This is a genomic window from Natrinema saccharevitans (assembly GCF_001953745.1).
In the GTDB taxonomy this organism is placed as follows: domain Archaea; phylum Halobacteriota; class Halobacteria; order Halobacteriales; family Natrialbaceae; genus Natrinema; species Natrinema saccharevitans.
In genome coordinates, this window is the sequence record NZ_LWLN01000001.1 from 677,094 (window position 1) to 697,887 (window position 20,794).

Consider the following 20,794-nt stretch of genomic DNA (forward strand, 5'->3'; position numbering starts at 1 on the left):
ACATGAGCGGCGATCCACCGAACTGGGAGTTCAAGGACCGCGACATCGCGATCCTGAGCGAACTCTCGACCGACCCTCAGTTGTCTTCACGCGAGTTGACCCAAGTACTGGAATCGGAGTACGACATCGACGTCTCTCACGTCACCGTCAGCGAGTCGATCCGGCGAATGCGCGACGAGGGCGTCTTTCGCGAGGCGATCATCCCCAACGAGGAGTACTACATCTTCGCGCTGTTCGAGTTCAAGTTCAATCCCGAACACTTCGACGAGTACTGGCGCGACGCGATGGAGTACATCAAACAGGACAAACACACCCTGTTTTTCTTCCTCTCGGACGGGGAGTACCAGTGGAAGACGGTCATGATGTTCCGGGACCGACAGGAAGTGTCCCAGTGGATCCACGACTGCTACTCCGAACACGGCGCGGTCATCGCCAACATCCGTAACTCGGCGGTCCACAACGTCCTCAAGTTCCAGACCGATCCGCGGATCTACGAGGAACTGGGCGAGGACCGATAGCCGTTCTCGCGGTGACGCTCGAGAAATCGAACGCACGACACTGCTGGCCTCGACAGCCGGGGCCACGACCCCAGGAGACGGGAAACGGCGGCTCGAGACGCCTGCGAACGACGGCGTTACTCGTCGCCGATCCCGTCCCGGAAGAGTCGATAGGTAGTGCGACCGACGGCAGCCTCGCCGTCGTCGCCCGTCACCGACACGTCCGTGACGCCGGTCGAACCGCCGACCCGGAGGACCTCCGCTTCGGCCCGCAGGTCACCGGTCGCCGGCCGCAGATACGAGACGTTGAGATCGGTCGTCGTCAGATGGGACTCGCTGGGGTCTTCGAACGTACTCCGCAACGCGAACGCGCTCGAGGTGTCGATCAGCGTCGCGACGATGCCACCGTGGACCGGATCCGGCCCGTCGGTACCGATGGGGTTCTCGAACTCCTCGTTGCGCTCGAGGACGAGGACCGCCCGGCCGTCCGCGAGGGACTCGACCTCGATATCGAGCCACGACAAGTAGCCGTGTCGCTGGACGAACGACGCCCACTCCGGCCAGCCCGGTGCGTCCGACGGTCCGTCGGTCATGTTACTTGCCCTCGAACTCCGGCTCGCGGTCCTCGGCGAACGCCGCGGTACCCTCGAGGACGTCCTCGGTGCTGGAAAGCAGGCCAAAGCCCTGACTCTCCATGGCGATCGCGGCCTCGATGCTCGCGTCCTCGCCCTCGTTCATGACCTTCTTTGCGATCTTGAGGGCGATCGGCGGGCCGCCGGCCAGGTCGTCGACGAACTCGGAGACGGTGTCGTCGAAGTCCTCGCGCTCGACCGAGCGGTTGATCAGGCCCCACTCCTCGGCGCGGTCGGCGTCGATGTGGTTGCCCCGGAAGACCAGTTCCTTCGCGCGGGTCTCGCCGAGGATTCGGGTCAGCCGCTGGGTGCCGCCGCCGCCGGGGATCAGGCCGAGGTTGATCTCGGGCGCGCCGAACGAGGAGCGCTCGGTCGCGACCCGCAGGTCACAGGCCAGCGCGAGTTCGAGGCCGCCGCCGAGACAGAAGCCGTCGATCTTCGCCAGCACGGGCCGTTCGAAGTCGTTGACCGTCTCGAAGGCGGGTGTGACGTCCATCAGGTCGGTCGGATCGGCGTCGCTGAAGCCGGAGACGTCCGCGCCGGCACAGAACGCCTGATCGCCCGCGCCCTCGATGGTCGCACAGCGGACCTCGTCAGTGTCGACGTTCGAGAACAGGTCGTCGATCTCGGCGAGCAGGTCGTCCGAGAGCGCGTTCATCCGCGAGGGCCGGTCGAGTTCGACGGACAGGACGCCGTCTTCGAGGTCGTAGTTCAGGTCGTGGTAGGGACCGAGGCTGTCGTCGTCGTAGCTGTAGAACCCTTCGCCGGCCTCCTCGCCGGTCTTGCCCTCTTCGACGAGCTGCTCGAGGTACGGGTGGGGCTCGAAGCGGTCCGCGCCCGTCTCCTCGGAGAGGGTCTCGAGCTTCTCGAGGACCGTGTCGAGGCCGATCTTGTCGCCGCGTCGGCAGATGCCCTCGGGGAAGCCCAGGCCGAGCTGGACGCCGGTGTCGACCTCCTCGGGGGTCGCGACGTCCTCGCCGACGAGGAAGGCCGCACGATTTATCATGCGGGCCTCGACGCGGAGCCAGTCGAAGTCGCCCGCGTCCTCGGGCTCGTAGTCCGCGCCGTCGCCGTCCTCGTAGTCGTAGAAGCCCTTGCCGGTCTTCTGGCCGAGATCGCCGGCCTCGACTTTCTCTTCGGTGATCGGCGGGATCGGGCTGTCGCCTTCCTTTCGGACGTGGTAGCCGACGTCGATACCGGTGAGGTCGCCGAGTTCGAACGGCCCCATCGGGTAGCCCCGCTCGTGGACCATCGTCGCGTCGGCCTCGCGGATCGTCGCCTCGTCGTTCGAGACCATAAAGGCGGGTTCGCCGCCGAAGGGGCCGACGATCGTGTTGACGACGAAGCCGCGGACGTCCTTGCGGACGTAGATCGGCGTCTTGTCGATCGACTCGACCCACTCGTATCCGGCTTCCGCCGCCTCGTCGCTGGTGTCCTCGCCGTAGATGACCTCGACTAGGTCCATCTTCACCGGCGGGTTGAAAAAGTGCAGTCCCAGCACGCGCTCCGAGGAGTCGACGACCTCCGCGATGTCGGAGATCGGCAGGCTCGAGGTGTTCGTCGCAAGCAGCGTGTCGCCGCTGGTGTACTCCTCGAGGTCGGTGAAGATCTCGTGTTTCAGGTCCAGATCCTCGGGCGCGGCCTCGATCACGAGGTCGGCGTCGGCGACGGCCTCCTCTAAGTCCGTCGTCGTGTCGATCCGGTCGAGGACCTCCTCGGCCGTCTCGTCGATTAGCTCCTTTTCCTCGAGTTTCTCGACGCTCCACTTGATCGACTCGTAGCCGTCCTCGACGAACTCGTCTTTGATGTCACGCATCGTGACATCGTAGCCGGCCATCGCGGTCACTTCGGTGATTCCGTGTCCCATGTTGCCCGCGCCCAGCACTGCCACGCGGTCGATGCTGTCCAGTGACATGGTCGTCCCATTGCCGGGAACCGTCTTAATACCACCGAACCGTATTAGCAATGTTAAGCCCGTTGTCGGCCGTTGTACAGCGCGTACGTCGATTTGGGCCTGTGTCGAACGTCGGTAACGACTGCTCGATAGCGGCCGTGGTCGGGAGATCGAGCTGCCGACCGACCGCGGTGGCACGCGTCTCGGCTGTCCGTACGATCGTTCGGGCGGCCGCGAACGCACGCCGGCCAACCTCGCGGCTACTGCGGCGGCTGTGCGAGTCGCCCTTCGGAGGAAATCGACCCGGCTCGAGGCCCTACAGCGGTTCGTCGCCTTCGATGATCCGTTTCGCGCGCGCAGCCAGCGCCGGCACGCGATCGCGCATCTTCGGGTACATCGGGTCGTCGCTGTTGCCCTCGAGGTAGCGCCGGAAGAACATCTCGCCGAGCCCGGCGAGTTTGTACACCGCGAGCGCGCGGTAGAACCGCTCGTGTTCGAACTCGTAGCCGGTGCGAGATTCCCAGCGGTCGACCAGTTCGCGGCGGGTCGGATACCCCTCCCGTTCCATGAACCGGGTGACCAGTTCCGGGAGTTCGGGATCGGGGTCCTTCGCGTCGCGCCAGTACGACAGCATCCAGCCGAGGTCGGCCCGGGGATCGCCCAGCGTGGCCATCTCCCAGTCGAAGACGCCGACCAGTTCCGGCGGCGTTCCCGGCCCGAACATCACGTTGTCGAGTTTGTAGTCGCCGTGGACGAGCGTGTGGGGATGGTCCTCGGGGACGTTGTCGCGGAGCCAGCCCCCGACCTCGTGGAGATCGGGAACCTCGCGTTCGTCCTCCGTCACTTCGAACGCCCACGAGAGCTGTTTGCCCCAGCGGTCGACCTGGCGTTGCGTGTATCCCTCGGGGCGGCCGAACTCGCCGAGCCCGATCGCCTCGTAGTCGAGGTCGTGGATCTCCGCCAGCGTGTCGACGAGTTCCTCGCCGACGCGCTCGCGGTGGTCGGGATCGGCGAACCGCTCCGGCTCCGCTTCTCGGAGGACGGTCCCCTCGAGTTGCTCCATCACGTAGAAGTCGCTGCCGATGACGTCGTGGTTTTCGCAGGCCAGCAGCGGGGTCGGTACCGGGACGTCGGTGTCGGCCACCGCGTTCGTGACGCGGTACTCCCGGAGGACGTCGTGGGCCGTATCGGCGGTTTCGCCCGGCGGCGGTCGCCGGATCACGAGTTCCCGATCGCCCCACGTGACGAACAGGGTTTCGTTGGAGTGGCCCTCCTGATGGCGCTCGATGTCGTACTCGTCGACCTCGCCGAGGTGGTCCGTCAGGTACGCCGCCAGCGCGTCCTCGTCGACGAGGCGCTCGTAGTAGCTATCGCTCATGGCAGGGGAGTGGTACGGCCGGCGTCGCGGGCCGGTGCGGTGTCGTTCGTGGCGGTTCGCTTCGCAGTGGACATTGTCGTGTGCTACTGTATCTCCCCCTTTACGAAAATAGTTACGCCGCGAATTCTCTTTTACAATGTTTGTGTAGTGGAAGTTACCGTACGGCACGACCGTCCGCGGGTCGGACGGGAAGAGTCGACCAGCCGATCGGGCGCAGGTCGGTCGTCAGGGCCGTCGGCCCGTCGTTTCGATTCGCCGCGGCCGAGCGCTACTCGTCCCGCGTCCCGTCGACGATCTCGAGGATCTCCTCGGGCGACTCGATCCGATAGGCCACCGCGGGACCGTCCTCGGCACCGAAGGCGACGCCGTGTATGCCCGCTTCCGCGGCTCCCTTCACGTCGTGATCGTAGCGGTCGCCGATCATCAGCGACCGCTCCGGGACGACGCCGGCCTTCGCGACGGCCGTCTCGAACATCGCCGGATCGGGCTTGGTGTAGCCGACCTCTTCGGAGGTGGTGATCGAGTCGAAGTGTTCGCGGACGCCGAACCGCTCGAGCATCCGTTTCCCCTCGGCGTCGTCGACGTCGCTGACGACGCCGACGTGGAGGTCCCGGTCGGCCAGCCGTTCGATCGCTTTGACGGCACCCGGAACCGGTTCGATCGACGCCTCGACGATCTCCTCGAACCGGGGCTCCCACTCCTCGCGGGGGACGTCCTCGCCGACGATGGCCGCGACGGCGCGGTGATACCCCTCGCGCGCGGACCGGAACTCGGTGCCGTCGCGCTCGCGGAAGTAATCTCCTACCGTCGTCCGCCAGGTCTCGACGGCCTCGTCGACGGTCGTCTCGAGGTCGTGGCGGTCACAGAGGCCCGCGACGAACTCGGCGTGGGCACTCTGTACCGACTCGAGCCCGAGGATGACGCCGCCGATGTCCCAGAAGACGGCCTCCCACTCGCCCACACCGGGTTCCGCTGTGTCGCCGTCTCGGGTCGCGTCTTCGCTCATCGCTCGGCCCTCCGAACCGTCCCGCGGTCGACCTCCGCGAGGCTCGCACACCCCGACAGTCCGACCGTGAGGTCCAGATCTGCCAGCAGATTCTCGAGGACGGCGCACACGCCGTCTTCGCCGCCGATACCGAGTCCGAGCGCGTAGGGTCGACCCAGCAGGACGGCGTCGGCCCCGAGCGCGATCGCGCGGACGACGTCGCTCCCGCGCCGGATGCCGCTGTCGAAGAGGACGGGCACGTCCTCGTCGGACTCGGCCGCGTCTTCGACCGCATCGACTACGTCCGGCAGCGCGTCGAGCGCCGGGATCGAACCGTCGACCTGTCGGCCGCCGTGGTTCGAGACCACCACCCCGTCGACGCCGCGCTCGATCGCCTCGCGGGCGTCGTCGGGGTGGAGTACGCCCTTGATGACGACGGGGAGATCGGTCCGTGCCTGCAGCCACTCGAGGTCGTCCCAGGTCAGCGTGGCGTCGCCGAAACACGACTGCCAGGACGCGATCGCCGCCTCCTCGTCGTCTCGGGGGCCCGCCTCGAGCCGGTCGCGGAAGGCCGGGTCCTCGAAGTAGTTCGTCAGGCCCTCGCCCTCGAGGAAGGGGAGGTAGCCGAGTTCGACGTCGCGTTCGCGCCATCCCATCTTCGGCGTGTCGAGCGTGACGACGACGGCTTCGTAGCCCGCGTCTTCGGCGCGCTCGAGGAAGCTGGCCGCCACGGTTCGGTCGGAACTCCAGTAGAGCTGGAACCAGCCGGGACTCTCGCCGAGTTCGTCGCCGACGTCCTCGATGGAGTACGAGGAGACGGAGCTACAGATCATCGGCACGCCGAACGCGCTCGCCGCGCGGGCGACGGCCAGTTCGGCCTCGTCGTGGAGGATCGACTGGACGCCGATGGGCGCGAGCAGAACTGGCGACGGGTACTCGTGACCGAAGAGGTCGACCGACAGATCGCGCTCGGAGATGTCCCGCATGATTCGGGGGACGATCTGCCACTCGTCGAAGGCGCGGTCGTTCGCCTCGACGGTCGATTCCGAGCCCGCGCCGCCTGCCACGTAGGCGAACGCCTCGTCGCTGAGTTCCTCGCGAGCGCGTTCCACGAGGTCCTCGTAGGAGACGGGGAACTCGGGCGGATCGTCCTCGAGCATACCGCTGAGATAGACCTCGGCCTGTCGATCCGGTCCGTAATCGGGAGAGTCTGATGACATGACTGTGTTTCGGGACGACGGTCGCACTGCCGTCGCGCGGATATCTGTGGCAGTGATTCCCATTCACTTAACGGTGCGGGATCTACGGCCATCTTTATTAACAGCTGCTCCGAACAGGAGTCTGCATCTAACAATGGTAACTAGCCTTCGAATCGCAGGTGACCACGTGTGAGTACCGGACAGTTCAGCGTCGACGGCGAAACCGCCGTTATCACGGGCTCCTCGAGCGGGATCGGGAAGTCGATCGCGGAGCGGTTCGCCGCGGACGGCGTCGACGTGGTCGTCTGCTCGCGCGAACAGGCCAACGTCGATCCGGTCGCCGAGGGGATCAACGAGAGCGACAGTCCCGGTCGGGCGCTAGCTGTCGAGTGCGACGTAACCGATCGCGAGGCCGTCGAGGCGCTCGTCGAGGCCACCGTCGAGGAGTTCGGCGGACTCGACGTACTGGTCAACAACGCCGGGGCCTCGTTCATGGCCGACTTCGACGAGATCTCCCCGAACGGCTGGGAGACGATCATGGACATCAACGTCAACGGCACCTACCACTGCACCCACGCCGCCGCGGAGCATCTCAAGGACGGCGGCGGCGCGGTGATCAACCTCGCCAGCGTCGCCGGCCAGCGGGGCTCGCCCCTGATGAGCCCCTACGGCGCGGCCAAGGCCGCGATCATCAACCTCACGACGACGCTGTCTTACGAGTGGGCCGACGACGACGTGCGGGTCAACTGTATCGCGCCCGGCTTCGTCGCCACGCCCGGCGTCGAGAGCCAGATGGGTGTCTCCGCGGACGACATCGATCGCACGGACGTCGCCCGGCGGATCGGTACCGTCGAGGAGATCGCCGACCTCGCCCAGTTCCTCGCCAGTCCGGCCTCGTCGTACATCGTCGGCGAGACGATCACGGCTCAGGGCGTCCCGCAGATCGAAGAAGACCACGACGTGTAGCCGGGGACACGCGCTCACGTCGGCTCCCGACGTTCGAGCGGTGACCGCTCCGCGGACGACCGCCGGGTACGGCCCCCCCGTGGAGTGCGTAAACGGCCGTCCCCACGCCGCCGGTTCCCATACACCCAAAAGGGATGGTTTCGTCTGTGAACAACGATGACAGACAGAGATGTCCACCTTCCGGTCGCCGCACAGCCGACGATCGACTCGATCGTCGACTACGCACGGACCGCCGAGGACGGCGGCTACGACTGCGCGTGGCTCCCCGAGACGTGGGGTCGGGACGGCGTGACCGTCCTCTCGGCGATGGCCGAGCGCACCGAGGAGATCGATATCGGCTCGAGCATTCTCAACACCTACTCGCGGTCGCCGGCGCTGCTTGGCCAGACCGCAGCGACGCTGCAGGAACTCTCCGAGGGCCGGTTCCGTCTCGGGCTCGGTCCGAGCGGCCCCGTCGTGATCGAGAACTGGCACGGCGTCGAGTTCGGCAACCCGCTCAAGCGCACCCGCGAGACGGTCGAGATCGTCCGCGAGGTCCTCTCCGGCGAGACAGTCGACTACGACGGCGACGACTTCGAACTCTCGGGGTTCCGACTGCGCTGTGACCCGCCGGAAACGAAACCACCGATCGAGGTCACGGGGATGGGGCCGAAGGCCGTCGAACTCGCGGGCCGGTTCGCCGACGGCTGGCACGGCATCATGCTCACCCCCGACGGAATGGACGAGCGCATCGCGGACATCGAACGCGGTGCCGACCTCGGCGACCGCGACCCGTCGGACGTGCAGGTCACCGCCGGCGTCACCGTCTGCGCACTCGATGATCCCGACGAGGCCCGCGCGCTCGCCCGCCAGCACGTCGGCTTCTACGTCGGCGGCATGGGCACCTTCTACCGCGACGCCCTCGAGCGACAGGGCTACGACGAGGCGACCGAGATCTACGACGCCTGGCAGGACGGCGACCGCGAACACGCCCTCGAACTGGTCGACGAGAACATCCTCGACGACCTCTGTGCGGCCGGCAGTCCCGAGACCGCCCGCGAGCAACTCGAGCGCTACGAGGCCGTCGACGGCCTCGACGCCATCGCCGTCAGCTTCCCGCGCGGGGCCGACGAGGACCAGGTCCGCGAGACGATGAAGGCGGTCGCGCCCGAGAACTGACATCGGCTGGAGCGGCCCGGTTTCGTTCCGTTTCACCGGTATCGCGAGTCCAGTAGGGCCGCTGTTTCGGACACGACCTCGAGAAGCGACGCCTTCGACAGCTACAAACCCGAATCGTCCCAGATCGTAGTATGCCCGGCAAGGTGAGTCCGGACGACTTGCTCGCGCACGTCTTCGAGCGGACTGGAACGGCCGACGAGACGGTGATTCAGGGGCCCGCGGACGGCGAGGACGCCGCCGCGATCGACTGGCCCGACGGCGAGGGGACGCTCGTGGTCAGCTCCGACCCGATCTCGCTGGCCGCCTCGGCGGTCGGCAGGCTCGCCGTCTCCGTCGCCTCGAACGACGTGGCCGTCTCCGGCGCGGACCCGCGCTGGCTGACCGCCGTCGTCTTGCTCCCGAGCGACGCCGACGGCTCCCTCCTCGAGGAAATCGCCGACGACCTCCACGCCGCCGCCGGCGAGATCGGCGCGTCGATCGTCGGCGGCCACTCGGAGTACGTCGACCAGCTCGAGCGGCCGCTGCTCTCGCTGACGGCGATGGGGGCGACCGACCGGTACGTCCCGACCGGCGGGGCCGAGCCCGGCGACGCGGTGATCCTGACCAAGGCGGCGGGCCTCGAGGGGGCGGCCGTCCTCGCGGCCGACTTCGGCGACGACCTCGGGATCGATCCCGAGACGCGCGAGCGCGCCGAGTCGTTTCTCGACGAGATCAGCGTCGCTCCCGAGGCTCGACTCGTCCGCGCTGACGCGACGGCGATGCACGACCCCACGGAGGGCGGGGTCGCGGCCGGCCTGCTCGAGGTGGCCCGCGCCTCCGGGGTCCGCCTCGAGGTCGACCGCGAGACCGTCCCGGTCCGCGGGACGACCGCGCAGCTGTGTGACGCCGCCGGGGTCGATCCGCTGCGGATCTTCGGCTCCGGCGCGCTGATCGCGACCGTTCCCGGCGACGCCGTCGACGACCGTCTCGAGGCGCTTTCGGACGCGGGAATCGAGGCCGCGAAAATCGGGACGGCACGGGGCCTCGAGGGGGGCGAACCGGCACTCGTTCTCGACGGCGAGTCGATCGTCGAGCCGATCCAGGACGACCTCTACCCGCTCTGGGAGCGGGCCGACGCGGACGACTAGCCCCCGTTCCCGCCGCGGGCCGACAGCGCGCCGAGCGTCGCCGGACCGAGGACGACCAGCGAAACGGCAAGGACCGACGCGGACGAAACGCCTCGAACATACCGCTCCTACGCTCGTACCGCCTGTAAATCCCCGTCGATCCCGGCATCAGAGACGTGTCCGCATTCGTGACCGGCGTCGTATCGGCTGCCGTCTGATAGTCCGGGCCGTCCGCGCGGGCGCCAGCTCCGACCGGGATCGGCTCACGGCCGCGTCGACTCGAGCGGGCCGACCTCGAGTCGCCCAACGGCGTCCGGGGCGAGGAAGATACCGGCGACGAGCACCGCGTAGAGGACGACCAGCAGCGGTTCGACCGTCGCGACGGCGGACGCGAGCCCGCGAACGAGGGCGACGAACCCGACGCCGACGACGAGGACGAGGGCCGCCTCGAGTCGGGAGCGCAGCGCCGGCAGGGCGGGAAGCCGCTGCGAGCCCAGCAGGCCGCCGATCGAGCCACCGAGGCCGAGCAGGGCGTCTTCTCGCCCGCCGGCGATGACGAACGCGGGCACCGAGAGGGCGAGCGCGATCGCGAATCCGATCGTCGGATCGCCGCGCGTGACGCGATCCATGGCGACGACGAAGGCGATCCCGAGCGCCGCGCCGACGATCACGTCCCCGAGGTAGTGGACGCCGAGGACGACCCGCGAGAGCGAGACGAGGACGACGAGCGCGCCGGCGGCCGCCAGCGCCCGCGGCTCACCCGCCCGGTCGTACGCCGAGACGAGACCGCCGTAGACGACCGCCGCGGCGAAGGCGTGCCCGCTCGGGAAGCCGTAGCCCTCGCGTTCTGCCTCGAGCGGAACCAACATCGCGTCGGCCGGCGGTCTGGGGAGGGCAAACAGTGCCTTGAGCGAGAGCAACAGCGCCAGTCCGGCCACCGCGTAGCTGATCACGAGCGCGCTGCGGCGGCGGTCGACACACCAGAACAGCACGGCGAGCAGCACCATCAGCGCGGTCGTCCCGCCGAGTTCCGTCACGAAGACGACCAGGTCAGCGTACTCGGCCGGGACGATGCCCCGAATCGCCTCGCTCTGGGCCTCGAGTCGCATCTCGGCTGGCACGTGACGCGTCGGCTACCTAAACGTTCGTTTCGACGGACACGGTTCGCGGGTCCCGACACAGCCGTCGGGTTCGGTTCGACGGCGCTCGCTTCTGGCCCGGCGGTCAATATAGTAGCTCTTGAAACGATTTACACACCGATCACAACGCTGTCCTGCGATCGGGTGTGCATTGACTTTCAAGAGCTACTATACTGCTCTGTACTCGTCACCGCCGCGCCCACTCGAGCATCCGCTCGTAGACCGGATCGCTCGCGAGCGCCCGCGAGTCGCCGACCAGTACCAGCGCCCGCTTGGGCCGTGTCAGAGCGACGTTGATCCGCCGATAGTCCTCGAAGATCGGCCCCTCGAGCGAGCCGGTCGCGGTGAAGGAGACGACGATGACCTCCTGACTCGAGCCCTGGAAGCGGTCGACGGTGTCGACGGTGACGTCGTCGGGAACGTGCATCGATATCTCCGAGACCTGCGCCCGGAAGGGGGCGATGACGCCGATCTCGGAGCGATCGATCCCGGCGGCCTCGTACGTTTCGATCAGGTCCGCGATCCGCGCGGCCTCCTCGCCGTCGGTGTACTGGCTCCGGTCGCCCTCGACGTCGACGAACGAGACGGGATCGCGGAGTTCGGATGGCAGGACGTCCCTGGAAACGCCCTCGAGGTCGTCCAGCGTTCGCCCGGCCACCTCGGGGGTCGCCGGCCGCAACCGGCCGTCGTAGAATTCGTTCGACGCGAAGGCCTGAATGCGCTGGTTCATCCGGTACTGGCGATCGAGCATGACGCCGGCGTCGGGGTACCGTTCGACCAGCCGCTCGAACAGCGACTCGGTGAGGTCGTTCTCGGCCCGCACGACGGGCGGCAGCTGCTCGTGGTCGCCGACCAGTACGAACCGCTCGGCGAGGTTGATCGCCGCGCAGGTGCCCGGCTCGGTCAACTGGGCGGCCTCGTCGACCAGCGCGGCGTCGAACGACTGCTCTTTCATGATCCGCGAGCCGCAGGTCGCGGTCGTCGCCGCCACCACCTGTGCCTCCTCGAGTTCGGCGACCCGCTCGGCGGGCTCGCCCGCCCGCTCGAGCCGGTAGGGCTCCATCTCGTCGCTGACCCCGCTCTCCGACCCCACGCGGACGACGTCGACGGCTTCGCCGTCTCCACTCCGTTGCGTCTCCGACGCAACGCTGTCCTCGTCGATGACGTCCTCGAGTTGCTCGAGCAGGGCCTCCAGGGCGTTGTCGACGGCGCGGTTCGTAAAGGCCGAGAGCAGGACGCGCTCGCCGCGCTCGACCATGGCGCGGATGGCCCGGGCGATGGTGTAGGTCTTTCCGGTGCCGGGCGGGCCGTGGATGAGCGCGCAGTCCTCCGCGCCGACGGCCTTTCGAACGGCCTCGTTCTGGCGCTCGTTGTTGTCGATGAAGGTCTCCTCGACCTCTTCGAACTCGGGCTCCGCCCGGCCGAACAGCACGTCCTTGCGCCGCTCGTCGCCCTTGAGAAGCGCGTCGTGCATCGCGACGAGCAGCCGATCGGTCGTCAGCTCGGAGGGGTAGACGTCGAGCCGGGTGACTTCGACCGGCTCGTCCGCCGTGATCACGACCTCGTCGTCTAACCGCTCGATCCGCGCCAACTCCGAGTCGCCCCGGACCGGGTCGCCGTCGCTCGCCAGCACCAGATCGCCCTCGCGGAGCTTCGAGTTCGCGCCGCCGGTCCGCCGGGCCCGCAGTTCCCAGCGCCCGCCCTCGAGCGGCCGTTTTGCGACGAACTCGAGGTCGATCAGCGCGCGGTCGTCGGCGGCCCGTTCTTCGGCGGTCTGCTCCCAGAGCTTGGCGTACTCGCGGTGGACCTCCCGGCGCTCCTCCTCGATCGCCCGGTAGAACCGATCGAAGTACTCGATCTCCGCGTCGGGCAGCGACTGGCCGATCTGGCCCGCCTTCGACTCCTGATCGAGCCGGCCGGAGACGACCATGCAGGTGTCCTGCTCGAAGCAGTACTCGCATTTCGCGTCGGCCTCGTAGCCGGTCGGGATCTCGCCGGCCATCTCTTTGGCCGCGATCTCGTTGCGCAGGCGGACGACGTACTTCAGGAGTCCGTCGCCCATCGAGAACTCCTTGGCGGGGGTCAGGTCGCCGGTCTCCTCGTTGCGATCGAGCGCCGAGTTCTTCGTGTAGAGCAGGGTGCCGATGTCGACGTCGCCGCCGTGTTCCTCGAGCAAGAGCGCGTAACAGGCGGCCTGCACCTTGTCCTTGAACCGCGGTTCCTTCTTGAGGTTCTTGCCGGTCTTGAGTTCGACCGGCGCGCCCCGGCGGACGGCGTCGGCCCGGCCCCGAATGCCGAAGGTCTCGCTGATCAAGAGCTGTTCGGAACGCCAACTGTCTTCCTCGGTCAGCCGGCCCTGCTCGAGCCAGCCCTCGATCGCCGTGGCGTTCTCCCGAATGTCTTCTTTGACGGCGTCGGGTGACTCCCCGAGCAGGCCGAGCTGGAGGCCCCGTTCCTCGATGCGGGCGTCGATCGACTCCGCTATGTCCCGGCCCCGCAACAGGTCGCCGAAGACCTCGTGGACGAGCGTCCCCTTCACCACGGGGTAGTTCAGCGGTACCCCCGAGAGTTTGTTCAGGTAGTAGAGTCGGGGACACTCCACCCAGTTGCGGATCGAGGTCACGCTGACGAGAAACGAGGGTTCGACGACGACGTAGGAGTCGCCCGTCGTCGCGTACGTCGTCTCGCCCCGATACTCCTCTTCTTTCGCGTTCGTGACGACCAGTTCCATCCCCGGCTCGAGCAGTTCGGCCGATTCGGTCCACTTGTTCCAGAGGGTGACCGTCGTGGGGTCGGCGTCCGCGACGGCCGCCGCGCCGCCGTCGCTCATCGCCGCGGCGGCGTCCGCGGCGTCTTCGCCGTCGGTCGCGAGGCGGAGCGGCACCTCGGCGAGGTCGCTCTCGCCGTGGCTCGTCGACACCGTTCGCACGTCGACTTCGCCGGCGACGGTTCCGCGTACGTACACAGCTATCGTCACGAGCGAGCGATCAAAAACGCTATCGGTCCCGACGGCGACCGGCCCGTCCTTTGCTCGCTGGCGCGACGGTCACGATAACATTCAGTTACCGTCATTCCCGGGATCCGTCTCCGGCCGGCTGCGAGTGGAACGGACGGGTCGTTTTTGGAATCGCGACCCGAACGACCGGTACTATGGGTGACCCGAACGGCGACGATCGTCGGCGGGGCGACGGTCCCGGAACCGGCGACGAGCCGCCGACGGACGAGGGCCCGGTCAACCGACCGGAGTCGGCGTCGGCCGACGTCGGTTCCGGAACCGGGATCGGCGACGGGGAGCGCACCGGCGGACGCGACCCGCGGGACGAGTCGACGCAGGTCGCCAGCGAGGAACGACGGCGCAAGACGTCGGTCGTCAGTCTGCTGGTCGCCGTTCTCGGCGCGTGGGTCGCCCTCTCGGTGCTGGTCTTCCAGAGCGGGGGCGCCCCCGCGTCGAACGACGTCCTCGTCGGGCTCGCGGTCGCGCTGGCCGCCGGCTACAACTACTATCGCGTGACGAACGACATCCCGCTCAGTCCCGCCATCGCCTCGCTGGTCGCCCTCCTCGGGATCTGGCTGATCGTCTCGGCCGCCCTGCTCGGGATGACCGGCGGGCTGTTCTGGAGCACGCTCGTGACCGGGCTCCTGATCGCCGGGCTCGCGGGGTACAACGCCTACGAGGCCCGCGAGGCGCGAACGGTCGCGACCGACTCCGGCACGGGGATCTAGCGGCCGGCCTCGAGCCGGCGGAGCCGGTACTCGGCGGCGTGATGCCCCATCGCGACGACCGAGAAGGCGACCATGACGACGGCGAAACCGATCGAGACGGCCGGCGAGACGCCGTTGACGTAACTGTTCCAGAGCTGGCCAAGCGCCAGCGCCAGCGGCGCGACCGTCAGCAGCGAACTCTTGGCGGGTGCGACGCGAAACAGCTCGACGAGCGGCGGTGAGCGACGAGTTGACATGGGGAAAGCGTCGGTTACTGTCCCTGTCGGCGGACCCGGTGTATTCCTTTCGGTTCCGGAACGGCCCGTTGCGGGGCGGAACAGTCCGTTCTCGGCGTCTTTCGGTGGAACCGACACGTTCTTTCTACCGGCGGCCCAACCGTCGCGTATGCGGATACGCGAGTGGCAGGACGTACTCGAGGACGTCACGGAGCGCGACGTCGATCCGGAGGACTGGCGCGCGGTCGCCGGCGACCGCGCCGGCGGCGTCGGCGAAGACATGTACCTCGCGCATCCCCGGGCCGGCGTCTTCTTCCTGAAAACGTACGCCAAGAATCCCTTCGAGGTACGGGGCGTCGGCACCCGCGTCGCCCGGAATCTCGACGACGAGATCGGATCGTTCATGCCCGAGCGGGACACGGGCGGCCGCTTCGCGGTCCAGTCGCCCCCCGAGGACGAGGCGCAGGCCGAGACGGTCGGCAAGCGCCTCGAGACGGTGCTGGAAACCCACGCGGACGCGCCGACCCGACCGCAGGACCTGTTCGACGACGTGATGGAGGCCCTCGAGAGCCCGGCCTTCGGCCCCATGGAGTACGACCAGTACGACCGGCCCGACGAACTCGCCGACCTCGCCGACCGCTTCGAGGAGGCCGACGAACTGCTCGACGCCGAACTCGAGGACCTGATCGAGACCGACGAGGTCGATCGCGGCTTCATGTAGCGGTCGGGACCGCGGTCGAGGCGTTCGCGTTCAGTACGGATCGTATTCCGCAACGGAGAGGACCGACTGCACCTCGTCGTCCCAGAAGTGTTTCTCGGCGGTCGCGAACGTCGCTCCGTGTTCGCGAGCGACCGCCGCGATGAGCGCGTCCGGGTGGTCCGCCGGGACGCCTCGATCCAGCAATTCGCGCTGCAACGATGTGGCCTCGTCGGCCGTCCGTGCGGTCACGTCGAGTACGTCCATCGACGACGTGACGGCCCGTCGGATCGCGTCCGGGGTACCGTCGATGTAGCCGTGTACGGCACCCATGTACGCCTCGTAGAGGACTATCGACGGCACTCCCCACGCCTCCTGTTCGTACCGCTGCAGGAAGCGACGAGCGTCGTCGGTTCCGTCGAGATAATCGCTGAGGAGGTTGTTATCAAGTACGAGCATCTACTTTGATTCCTCGATTCGGTCCCTCGTTCCCGCCCGCAACTCTTCTCGCATCGTCTCCAGCCCCGCCCGCGTTTCCGTGTCCGTTTCCGAAAGGACGCCGAACCCGGCCCACTTGTCGCCTTCCGTGAGTCGTAGAATCACGTCCTCGTAGCTTTCGTCCTCACGCTTATGGAGATCCAGTCGGTCTTTCGCTTCGTCAGAAACGCGGATCGACGTGTCTCCCATGTATGGGAGTACGTATGCGTATGCAAAACGCTTTCCCTCGTTCGAGACCGCTCCCGCATCCGCGTCCGATGGCTCTTTGAAAACGGCCGTCGAGGATACAGCCATGTCAGCGACCGCGAGCCCCGAGGCCGTCGTCCGCGACTACTACGACGCGCTCCGGAACGGCGACCCCCTCGAGCCGTACTTCCTCGCCGACGAGTCGACGGTGAAGTTCGGGATCAGCGAGGCGCTGTTCGGCGGCGAGGTTGTCCGTTCGGCCCTCGAGGAACAGACCGCAACGACCGCCGACTGGACGATCGAGAGCCGCCGCCTCGTCGTCGAGCGACGCGAGGCGGTCGCGACCTTCGCCGACGAGGCGACGATAGCCTGGACCGACACGAACAGCGGCGACCGACGCCGGTTCGACAGCCGCTGGAGCGGGACGCTGGTTCCGGCAGACGACTCGAGCGCGCCCGACTGGCAGTTCGCGCTCGTGCACGTCAGCGCCCCCCACGAGCTATGAGCGGGCGGGGTCGCGGGGCACCGCGCTCGAGCGACATCACGGGCGCGGCCACTCAGCTCAAGGCCGCCTTCGTGTTGCTGGTCGGCCTGTCTGGCGGGCTGGTCGCGTTTCAGGGCGAGGCGTCGCTGGTCGTGATCGGCGCGGCGATCCTCGGCGGCACCGTCGCCGGGAGCGCGTTGCTCTGGTACCTGATCTGGATCACGACCGACTGACCCGGTCCGGACGACCACCACGCGAGGGAAAACGGACCGATCCGCGTCAGCGGTCGACGCGCCGGAGCCACGTCCCCGGCGCGTCGAGTTCGTCGTGGCTCGGCAGGTACTCCGGCCCCTCCCAGACGAGACTGGCCGTCTCGAGGTCCCGAACCGCGACGACGTGTTCGAAGAAGTCCTTGCCGCGTTCGTACTGGCGCTCTTTCAGCCCCAGCCCGAGCAGCCGTCGGAAGACCCGCTGGATCGGGCCCCGCCCCTGCCGGCGCTCGTCGAGTTTGCGTCGCAGGTCCTCGTACTCGTCGTCGAAGGCGTGGTCCATCAGGAGTTCGGCGTACCCCTCGACGACGGTCATCGCGGCGTCTAGGTCGCGGAACGCCTCGCGGTCGAACGACCCCTCCGAGAGGGTCGCGATCCCGTCTTCCATCCGGGTCTCGAGGTGGTCGGAGAGCCACGGCGCGGCCCCGAACTCGGCGGCGTGGGTCACCTCGTGGAAGGCGATCCAGCGGCGAAACCGGTCGGCGTCGACGTCGAGCTGGTCGGCGGCGTTGAGGATGTTCGGCCGGACGAAATACAGCGCGTGGTCGTCGGCGGGGGCCTCCGCGAGCAACAGCGGATCGTACTGGCCGAGGACGTTCCGTCCGAGGAACGAGAGCATGACGGTCATCGTTCCGGTGTTGATCGTCCGCGCGATCCCGGGGAACGTACCGGTGTGGGTCTCGAGGGCGCCCATGACCCGTTCGAAGGTGGCGACGTTGGCGTCGATCCAGTGGTGACGGTTCTGGATCTCGATCGTCTCGGGCACGTCAAAGTCGGCGCCGGAGACGGAGCGGACGGCCGCTCTGGCGTCGCGCACGTCGCGGGCGTAGGCCTCGCGTTCGCCGGCCTCGAGGGCGAGCGAGCCGGGGTCGGTCGCGGCCTTGGCGGCCTCCGCGGCGGATCGCCAGTCGATCGCGTCGTCGCCGGACGCCCCGGCGACTGCCCGAGCGCTACGATAGAGATTCACAACTCCGAATAGGGGAAGGACCCGCAAAAGCGTTCGGCTCGAGTCGGCCGATTCGCCGGCGGATAACCCGCTGCTGGCCGCCGATCAGTTGACGATGACGTCTGGTTCCTCCTCGGCCTCGAGGTCGTCCTCCCCGTCGTCGCCGCGGAACTTCTTGGCGGCCGCGGCGATGCCCACGAGGACGACCAGCGCGACCAGCGCACCGACGGCGCTTTTCCCCGTGCCGCCGGACTCCTCGTCGCTCTCGTCGGCGTCGGACTCGGTCTCGAGGTCGGCTTCGGACGCCGATTCCGTGGCACCGATCGGCAGCGCTTCGCCGATCGAGCCGAAGCCGATGCGGGGGTTGTCGATATGCAACTCTACGAGAGTGAACTTTTTATCTCCCATGGGCGAACGGTCCACGAGTACACACTTAGCCGTTTGGTTAGGTACGGGGTAGCAGCGGTGTACGGGCCGGCTATCGGCTCGAGCGCCGGCCGACCGCGTCGAATCGCCAGCCGTACCGAGAGCGGTCAGACCGCCGTCAGTAGCAGCTATAGTAGCCACTGAAAGTCATTGCACACCTGATCGTACGACAGCGCTGCGATCAGTGTGTGAATCATTTCAGCGGCTACTATACGAGGTTCCGAGACCGGGCGGGAAACGTCGTGTTGTTCGCCGCTGAACGGCCCCCGTCGGAGCCGGGACCGGTACGATTAAGTGTCCATCACCAGCCGTGTTGCGTATGAGTGGACGACCGCTGGACGTCCTCGAGGCGTCGCTCGGCGAACGCGTTACGGTACGACTCAAGAGCGGCGACGAGTACGTCGGCGACCTCGCCGGGTACGATCAGCACATGAACCTCGTCCTCGAGGACGTGACGATCCCCGTCGAGGGCGTCGATCAGGAGGCTCCGGCCGAAGACACAACCATTATACGCGGCGACAACGTCGTCTCGATTACTCCATGACTGGTGCAGGAACCCCGAGCCAAGGAAAGAAGAACAAGACGACCCACACCAAGTGTCGTCGCTGCGGAGAGAAGTCCTACCACACCAAGAAGAAGGTCTGCTCGTCGTGTGGCTTCGGCGAGTCCGCGAAGCGCCGCGGCTACGAGTGGCAGTCGAAGTCCGGCGACAACTGATCGATTTCTCTCCCTCTCCTTTCGTACTCCAGCTGCATAGCCGGCGGCTATAACATCGTAACGCGGGCATGCCAAGCCGCCGATGAACAACCCTTAGTTCGCCGCCCCGAAGGGTCGCGTATGGAGACGACTGACGCCTTCGCGGGGCTCGAGTGCGCCGACTGCGGGGCCGCTATCGAGGCCACCGCCGAGGCCCACCGCTGTCTGGAGTGTGACGGCCCGCTCGACGCGAGCTACGACTACGACGCGATCGATCTCGATCGCGGGACGCTCGAGGGCCGGCCGGCCGACTCGCAGTGGCGCTACACCGAACTCTTGCCGTTCGCTCGCGAGACGGCTGTCACGACCCGGGAGGGCGCGACGCCGCTGGTCGACTGTCCCGACCTGGCAGACGAACTCGGCGTCGGACGGGTCCTGATCAAGGACGAGGGCCGGAACCCGACGGGCTCGGTCCGCGACCGCGGCGCGTCGGTCGCGGTCACGGCCGCGACCCGAAGCGACGCCGCCGACGTCGCGCTCCCGTCGACGGGCAACGGCGGCCAGGCCGCGGCGGCCTACGCGGGCCGGGCCGGCCTCGAGTCCCACGCCTATCTCCCCTCGCGCTCGGGCTTTACGAACAAGGCGATGGTCAACGTCCACGGCGGCGACATGAACGTCGTCGGCGGCCGCTACGGCGACGCGGTTGGTGCGTACGAGGAGGCGCTCGCCGAACACGACGACTGGTACTCGCTGCGGGCCTTCGAGACGCCGTATCGCCACGAGGGGATCAAGACGCTGTTCTACGAACTCGTCGAAGACCTCGAGTGGGACGTGCCGGACGCGATCTGTTACCCGACGGGAATCGGGACGGGGATCGTCGGCCTCGCCAAGGCCGCCCGCGAGTTCGAGGAACTGGGACTGATCGACGAGACGCCGGCACTCTACGCCGCGCAGGCGTCGGGCTGTGCCCCGATCGCGGACGCCGTCGCCGACGGCCGCGACGACCACGCTCCCGTCGAACGGCCCGACACGATCTGTGGCGAACTCGAGATCCCCGATCCGCCGGCGGGATCGTGGGTCCTCGAGGCGCTGCGCGAGACCGACGGCGGCGCGGTCGCGACCGACGATCCCGACATCCTCGAGAGCGCCGTGCGAGTGGCCCAGACGACCGGACTCGAGCCGACCCCGAGCGCGGCGGCGGCCGCCAGCGGCGCGTGGGAACTCGCCGACCGCGGTGCGTTCGACGGCGACGAAACGGTCGTGATCGTCAACACCGGTGCGGGCAACAAGGAGGCCGACGTCTTGCGCAGCCACCTGATGGGACAGGGAATTTAGACACCACCCAGTACCGGGTAATACCGCTGAATGCACCCGCTGTAACCGCTATCGGGCGTCCAGTCGGAAACGGAGCCGAACGCTGTCACCGATAAGGTCTTGACTCCGAGACGAGTAGACGGACCGAGTTCAAATGTGTGAACATTCACCAGAGTGTTCGAACGGGGTCACGTGCCAGCTCGTCCTCGAGAACGGCGAGACTGGCCTCGAGACTGCCGAATACTACTGTAAGGCACATCTGGTGCTACGGATCTGGGAGGTCGAGAACGACAGCTCGATGCGGGCCGTCAGCGCCGAACAACTGTAGGACGGATCGCCCTCGCTCGACGTGTTTGCCGCCGTTCGAGACGCCATCGGCGCGCCGA

The 20,794-nt window shown here is 67.6% G+C and carries 24 protein-coding genes; 12 read left to right on the top strand and 12 right to left on the bottom strand.

The window, feature by feature from the left end; all coding sequences use genetic code 11:
* Positions 1 to 2: 2 nt before the first annotated feature.
* Positions 3 to 518 carry an Lrp/AsnC family transcriptional regulator gene (locus A6E15_RS03550; protein WP_076143703.1) on the top strand — a complete coding sequence of 172 codons (516 nt, stop codon included), beginning with the start codon at positions 3 to 5 and terminating at the stop codon, positions 516 to 518.
* A 116-nt stretch (positions 519 to 634) separates the two neighbouring features.
* Here the strand turns inward: A6E15_RS03550 and A6E15_RS03555 are convergent, their stop codons facing one another.
* From A6E15_RS03555 to A6E15_RS03575, 5 genes are all read right to left on the bottom strand, one after another.
* Entirely contained in the window at positions 635 to 1,090 is a 456-nt protein-coding gene (locus tag A6E15_RS03555) for a PaaI family thioesterase (RefSeq protein WP_076143705.1), read from the bottom strand.
* A 1-nt stretch (position 1,091) separates the two neighbouring features.
* A complete protein-coding gene (locus tag A6E15_RS03560; protein ID WP_076143707.1) occupies positions 1,092 to 3,044 on the bottom strand; it encodes a 3-hydroxyacyl-CoA dehydrogenase/enoyl-CoA hydratase family protein in 1,953 nt (650 codons plus the stop codon).
* 295 nt (positions 3,045 to 3,339) lie between these two features.
* Positions 3,340 to 4,401 carry a phosphotransferase family protein gene (locus tag A6E15_RS03565; RefSeq protein WP_076143709.1) on the bottom strand — a complete coding sequence of 354 codons (1,062 nt, stop codon included), beginning with the start codon at positions 4,399 to 4,401 and terminating at the stop codon, positions 3,340 to 3,342.
* A gap of 268 nt (positions 4,402 to 4,669) precedes the next feature.
* A complete protein-coding gene (locus tag A6E15_RS03570; protein ID WP_076143711.1) occupies positions 4,670 to 5,407 on the bottom strand; it encodes an HAD family hydrolase in 738 nt (245 codons plus the stop codon).
* The gene (locus tag A6E15_RS03575) at positions 5,404 to 6,606 is read right to left on the bottom strand and encodes an alpha-hydroxy-acid oxidizing protein (RefSeq protein ID WP_076143713.1); all 1,203 of its coding nucleotides are present in this window, start codon (positions 6,604 to 6,606) and stop codon (positions 5,404 to 5,406) included. The genes A6E15_RS03570 and A6E15_RS03575 overlap by 4 nt, the downstream gene beginning before the upstream one ends.
* Positions 6,607 to 6,774: 168 nt before the next feature.
* Between A6E15_RS03575 and A6E15_RS03580 the strand changes: the two genes are divergently transcribed.
* The 3 genes from A6E15_RS03580 (at position 6,775) to A6E15_RS03590 (ending at position 9,836) form a co-directional block, all read left to right on the top strand.
* The gene (locus A6E15_RS03580) at positions 6,775 to 7,551 is read left to right on the top strand and encodes an SDR family NAD(P)-dependent oxidoreductase (RefSeq protein ID WP_076143715.1); all 777 of its coding nucleotides are present in this window, start codon (positions 6,775 to 6,777) and stop codon (positions 7,549 to 7,551) included.
* A gap of 156 nt (positions 7,552 to 7,707) precedes the next feature.
* Positions 7,708 to 8,709, top strand: a complete 1,002-nt coding sequence (locus A6E15_RS03585; protein WP_076143717.1) for a TIGR04024 family LLM class F420-dependent oxidoreductase — start codon at positions 7,708 to 7,710, stop codon at positions 8,707 to 8,709.
* A gap of 131 nt (positions 8,710 to 8,840) precedes the next feature.
* Positions 8,841 to 9,836 carry an AIR synthase family protein gene (locus A6E15_RS03590; protein WP_076143720.1) on the top strand — a complete coding sequence of 332 codons (996 nt, stop codon included), beginning with the start codon at positions 8,841 to 8,843 and terminating at the stop codon, positions 9,834 to 9,836.
* Between the two features lie 242 nt (positions 9,837 to 10,078).
* Here the strand turns inward: A6E15_RS03590 and A6E15_RS03595 are convergent, their stop codons facing one another.
* Positions 10,079 to 10,924, bottom strand: coding sequence for a phosphatase PAP2 family protein (locus A6E15_RS03595; RefSeq protein WP_175607198.1), 846 nt, complete (start codon positions 10,922 to 10,924; stop codon positions 10,079 to 10,081).
* Positions 10,925 to 11,141: 217 nt separating this feature from the next.
* The gene (locus A6E15_RS03600) at positions 11,142 to 13,919 is read right to left on the bottom strand and encodes an AAA domain-containing protein (protein ID WP_076143722.1); all 2,778 of its coding nucleotides are present in this window, start codon (positions 13,917 to 13,919) and stop codon (positions 11,142 to 11,144) included.
* Between the two features lie 185 nt (positions 13,920 to 14,104).
* On the opposite strand from A6E15_RS03600, the gene A6E15_RS03605 reads away from it, so the two are divergent.
* Positions 14,105 to 14,677: an SPW repeat domain-containing protein gene (locus A6E15_RS03605; RefSeq protein WP_076143723.1), complete on the top strand. Its 573-nt coding sequence runs from the start codon at positions 14,105 to 14,107 to the stop codon at positions 14,675 to 14,677.
* Here the strand turns inward: A6E15_RS03605 and A6E15_RS03610 are convergent.
* Positions 14,674 to 14,913, bottom strand: coding sequence for a hypothetical protein (locus A6E15_RS03610; protein WP_076143725.1), 240 nt, complete (start codon positions 14,911 to 14,913; stop codon positions 14,674 to 14,676). The genes A6E15_RS03605 and A6E15_RS03610 overlap by 4 nt on opposite strands.
* Before the next feature lie 148 nt (positions 14,914 to 15,061).
* On the opposite strand from A6E15_RS03610, the gene A6E15_RS03615 reads away from it, so the two are divergent.
* Positions 15,062 to 15,613 (top strand): hypothetical protein, encoded by a 552-nt coding sequence (locus tag A6E15_RS03615; RefSeq protein ID WP_076143727.1) that lies wholly within the window; start codon positions 15,062 to 15,064, stop codon positions 15,611 to 15,613.
* Between the two features lie 30 nt (positions 15,614 to 15,643).
* Here A6E15_RS03615 and A6E15_RS03620 read toward each other — a convergent pair whose 3' ends face one another.
* Positions 15,644 to 16,048, bottom strand: coding sequence for a PIN domain-containing protein (locus A6E15_RS03620; protein ID WP_076143729.1), 405 nt, complete (start codon positions 16,046 to 16,048; stop codon positions 15,644 to 15,646).
* Positions 16,049 to 16,276, bottom strand: a complete 228-nt coding sequence (locus A6E15_RS03625; RefSeq protein WP_006649703.1) for a DUF7557 family protein — start codon at positions 16,274 to 16,276, stop codon at positions 16,049 to 16,051.
* A gap of 103 nt (positions 16,277 to 16,379) precedes the next feature.
* On the opposite strand from A6E15_RS03625, the gene A6E15_RS03630 reads away from it, so the two are divergent.
* Together A6E15_RS03630 and A6E15_RS03635 are read left to right on the top strand one after the other, a co-directional pair.
* On the top strand, positions 16,380 to 16,778 hold the full coding sequence (locus A6E15_RS03630; RefSeq protein ID WP_076143731.1) for a nuclear transport factor 2 family protein: 399 nt from the start codon (positions 16,380 to 16,382) through the stop codon (positions 16,776 to 16,778).
* Complete coding sequence (locus A6E15_RS03635) at positions 16,775 to 16,990, top strand: hypothetical protein (RefSeq protein ID WP_076143733.1); 216 nt, start codon at positions 16,775 to 16,777, stop codon at positions 16,988 to 16,990. Before A6E15_RS03630 ends, A6E15_RS03635 begins: the two co-directional genes overlap by 4 nt.
* 46 nt (positions 16,991 to 17,036) lie before the next feature.
* On the opposite strand, the gene A6E15_RS03640 is transcribed toward A6E15_RS03635, so the two are convergent.
* Together A6E15_RS03640 and A6E15_RS03645 are read right to left on the bottom strand one after the other, a co-directional pair.
* Entirely contained in the window at positions 17,037 to 17,993 is a 957-nt protein-coding gene (locus A6E15_RS03640) for a zinc-dependent metalloprotease (protein ID WP_076143735.1), read from the bottom strand.
* Between the two features lie 84 nt (positions 17,994 to 18,077).
* Positions 18,078 to 18,380 (bottom strand): hypothetical protein, encoded by a 303-nt coding sequence (locus A6E15_RS03645; protein WP_076143737.1) that lies wholly within the window; start codon positions 18,378 to 18,380, stop codon positions 18,078 to 18,080.
* 337 nt (positions 18,381 to 18,717) lie between these two features.
* Between A6E15_RS03645 and A6E15_RS03650 the strand changes: the two genes are divergently transcribed.
* The 4 genes from A6E15_RS03650 (at position 18,718) to A6E15_RS20750 (ending at position 20,736) form a co-directional block, all read left to right on the top strand.
* Positions 18,718 to 18,942 (top strand): LSM domain-containing protein, encoded by a 225-nt coding sequence (locus tag A6E15_RS03650; protein WP_076143739.1) that lies wholly within the window; start codon positions 18,718 to 18,720, stop codon positions 18,940 to 18,942.
* Positions 18,939 to 19,115: a 50S ribosomal protein L37e gene (locus A6E15_RS03655; RefSeq protein ID WP_076143741.1), complete on the top strand. Its 177-nt coding sequence runs from the start codon at positions 18,939 to 18,941 to the stop codon at positions 19,113 to 19,115. The genes A6E15_RS03650 and A6E15_RS03655 overlap by 4 nt, the downstream gene beginning before the upstream one ends.
* A 120-nt stretch (positions 19,116 to 19,235) precedes the next feature.
* A complete protein-coding gene (locus A6E15_RS03660) occupies positions 19,236 to 20,429 on the top strand; it encodes a threonine synthase (RefSeq protein WP_076143743.1) in 1,194 nt (397 codons plus the stop codon).
* A gap of 133 nt (positions 20,430 to 20,562) precedes the next feature.
* Entirely contained in the window at positions 20,563 to 20,736 is a 174-nt protein-coding gene (locus tag A6E15_RS20750; RefSeq protein WP_006179939.1) for a hypothetical protein, read from the top strand.
* Positions 20,737 to 20,794 lie beyond the last annotated feature (58 nt).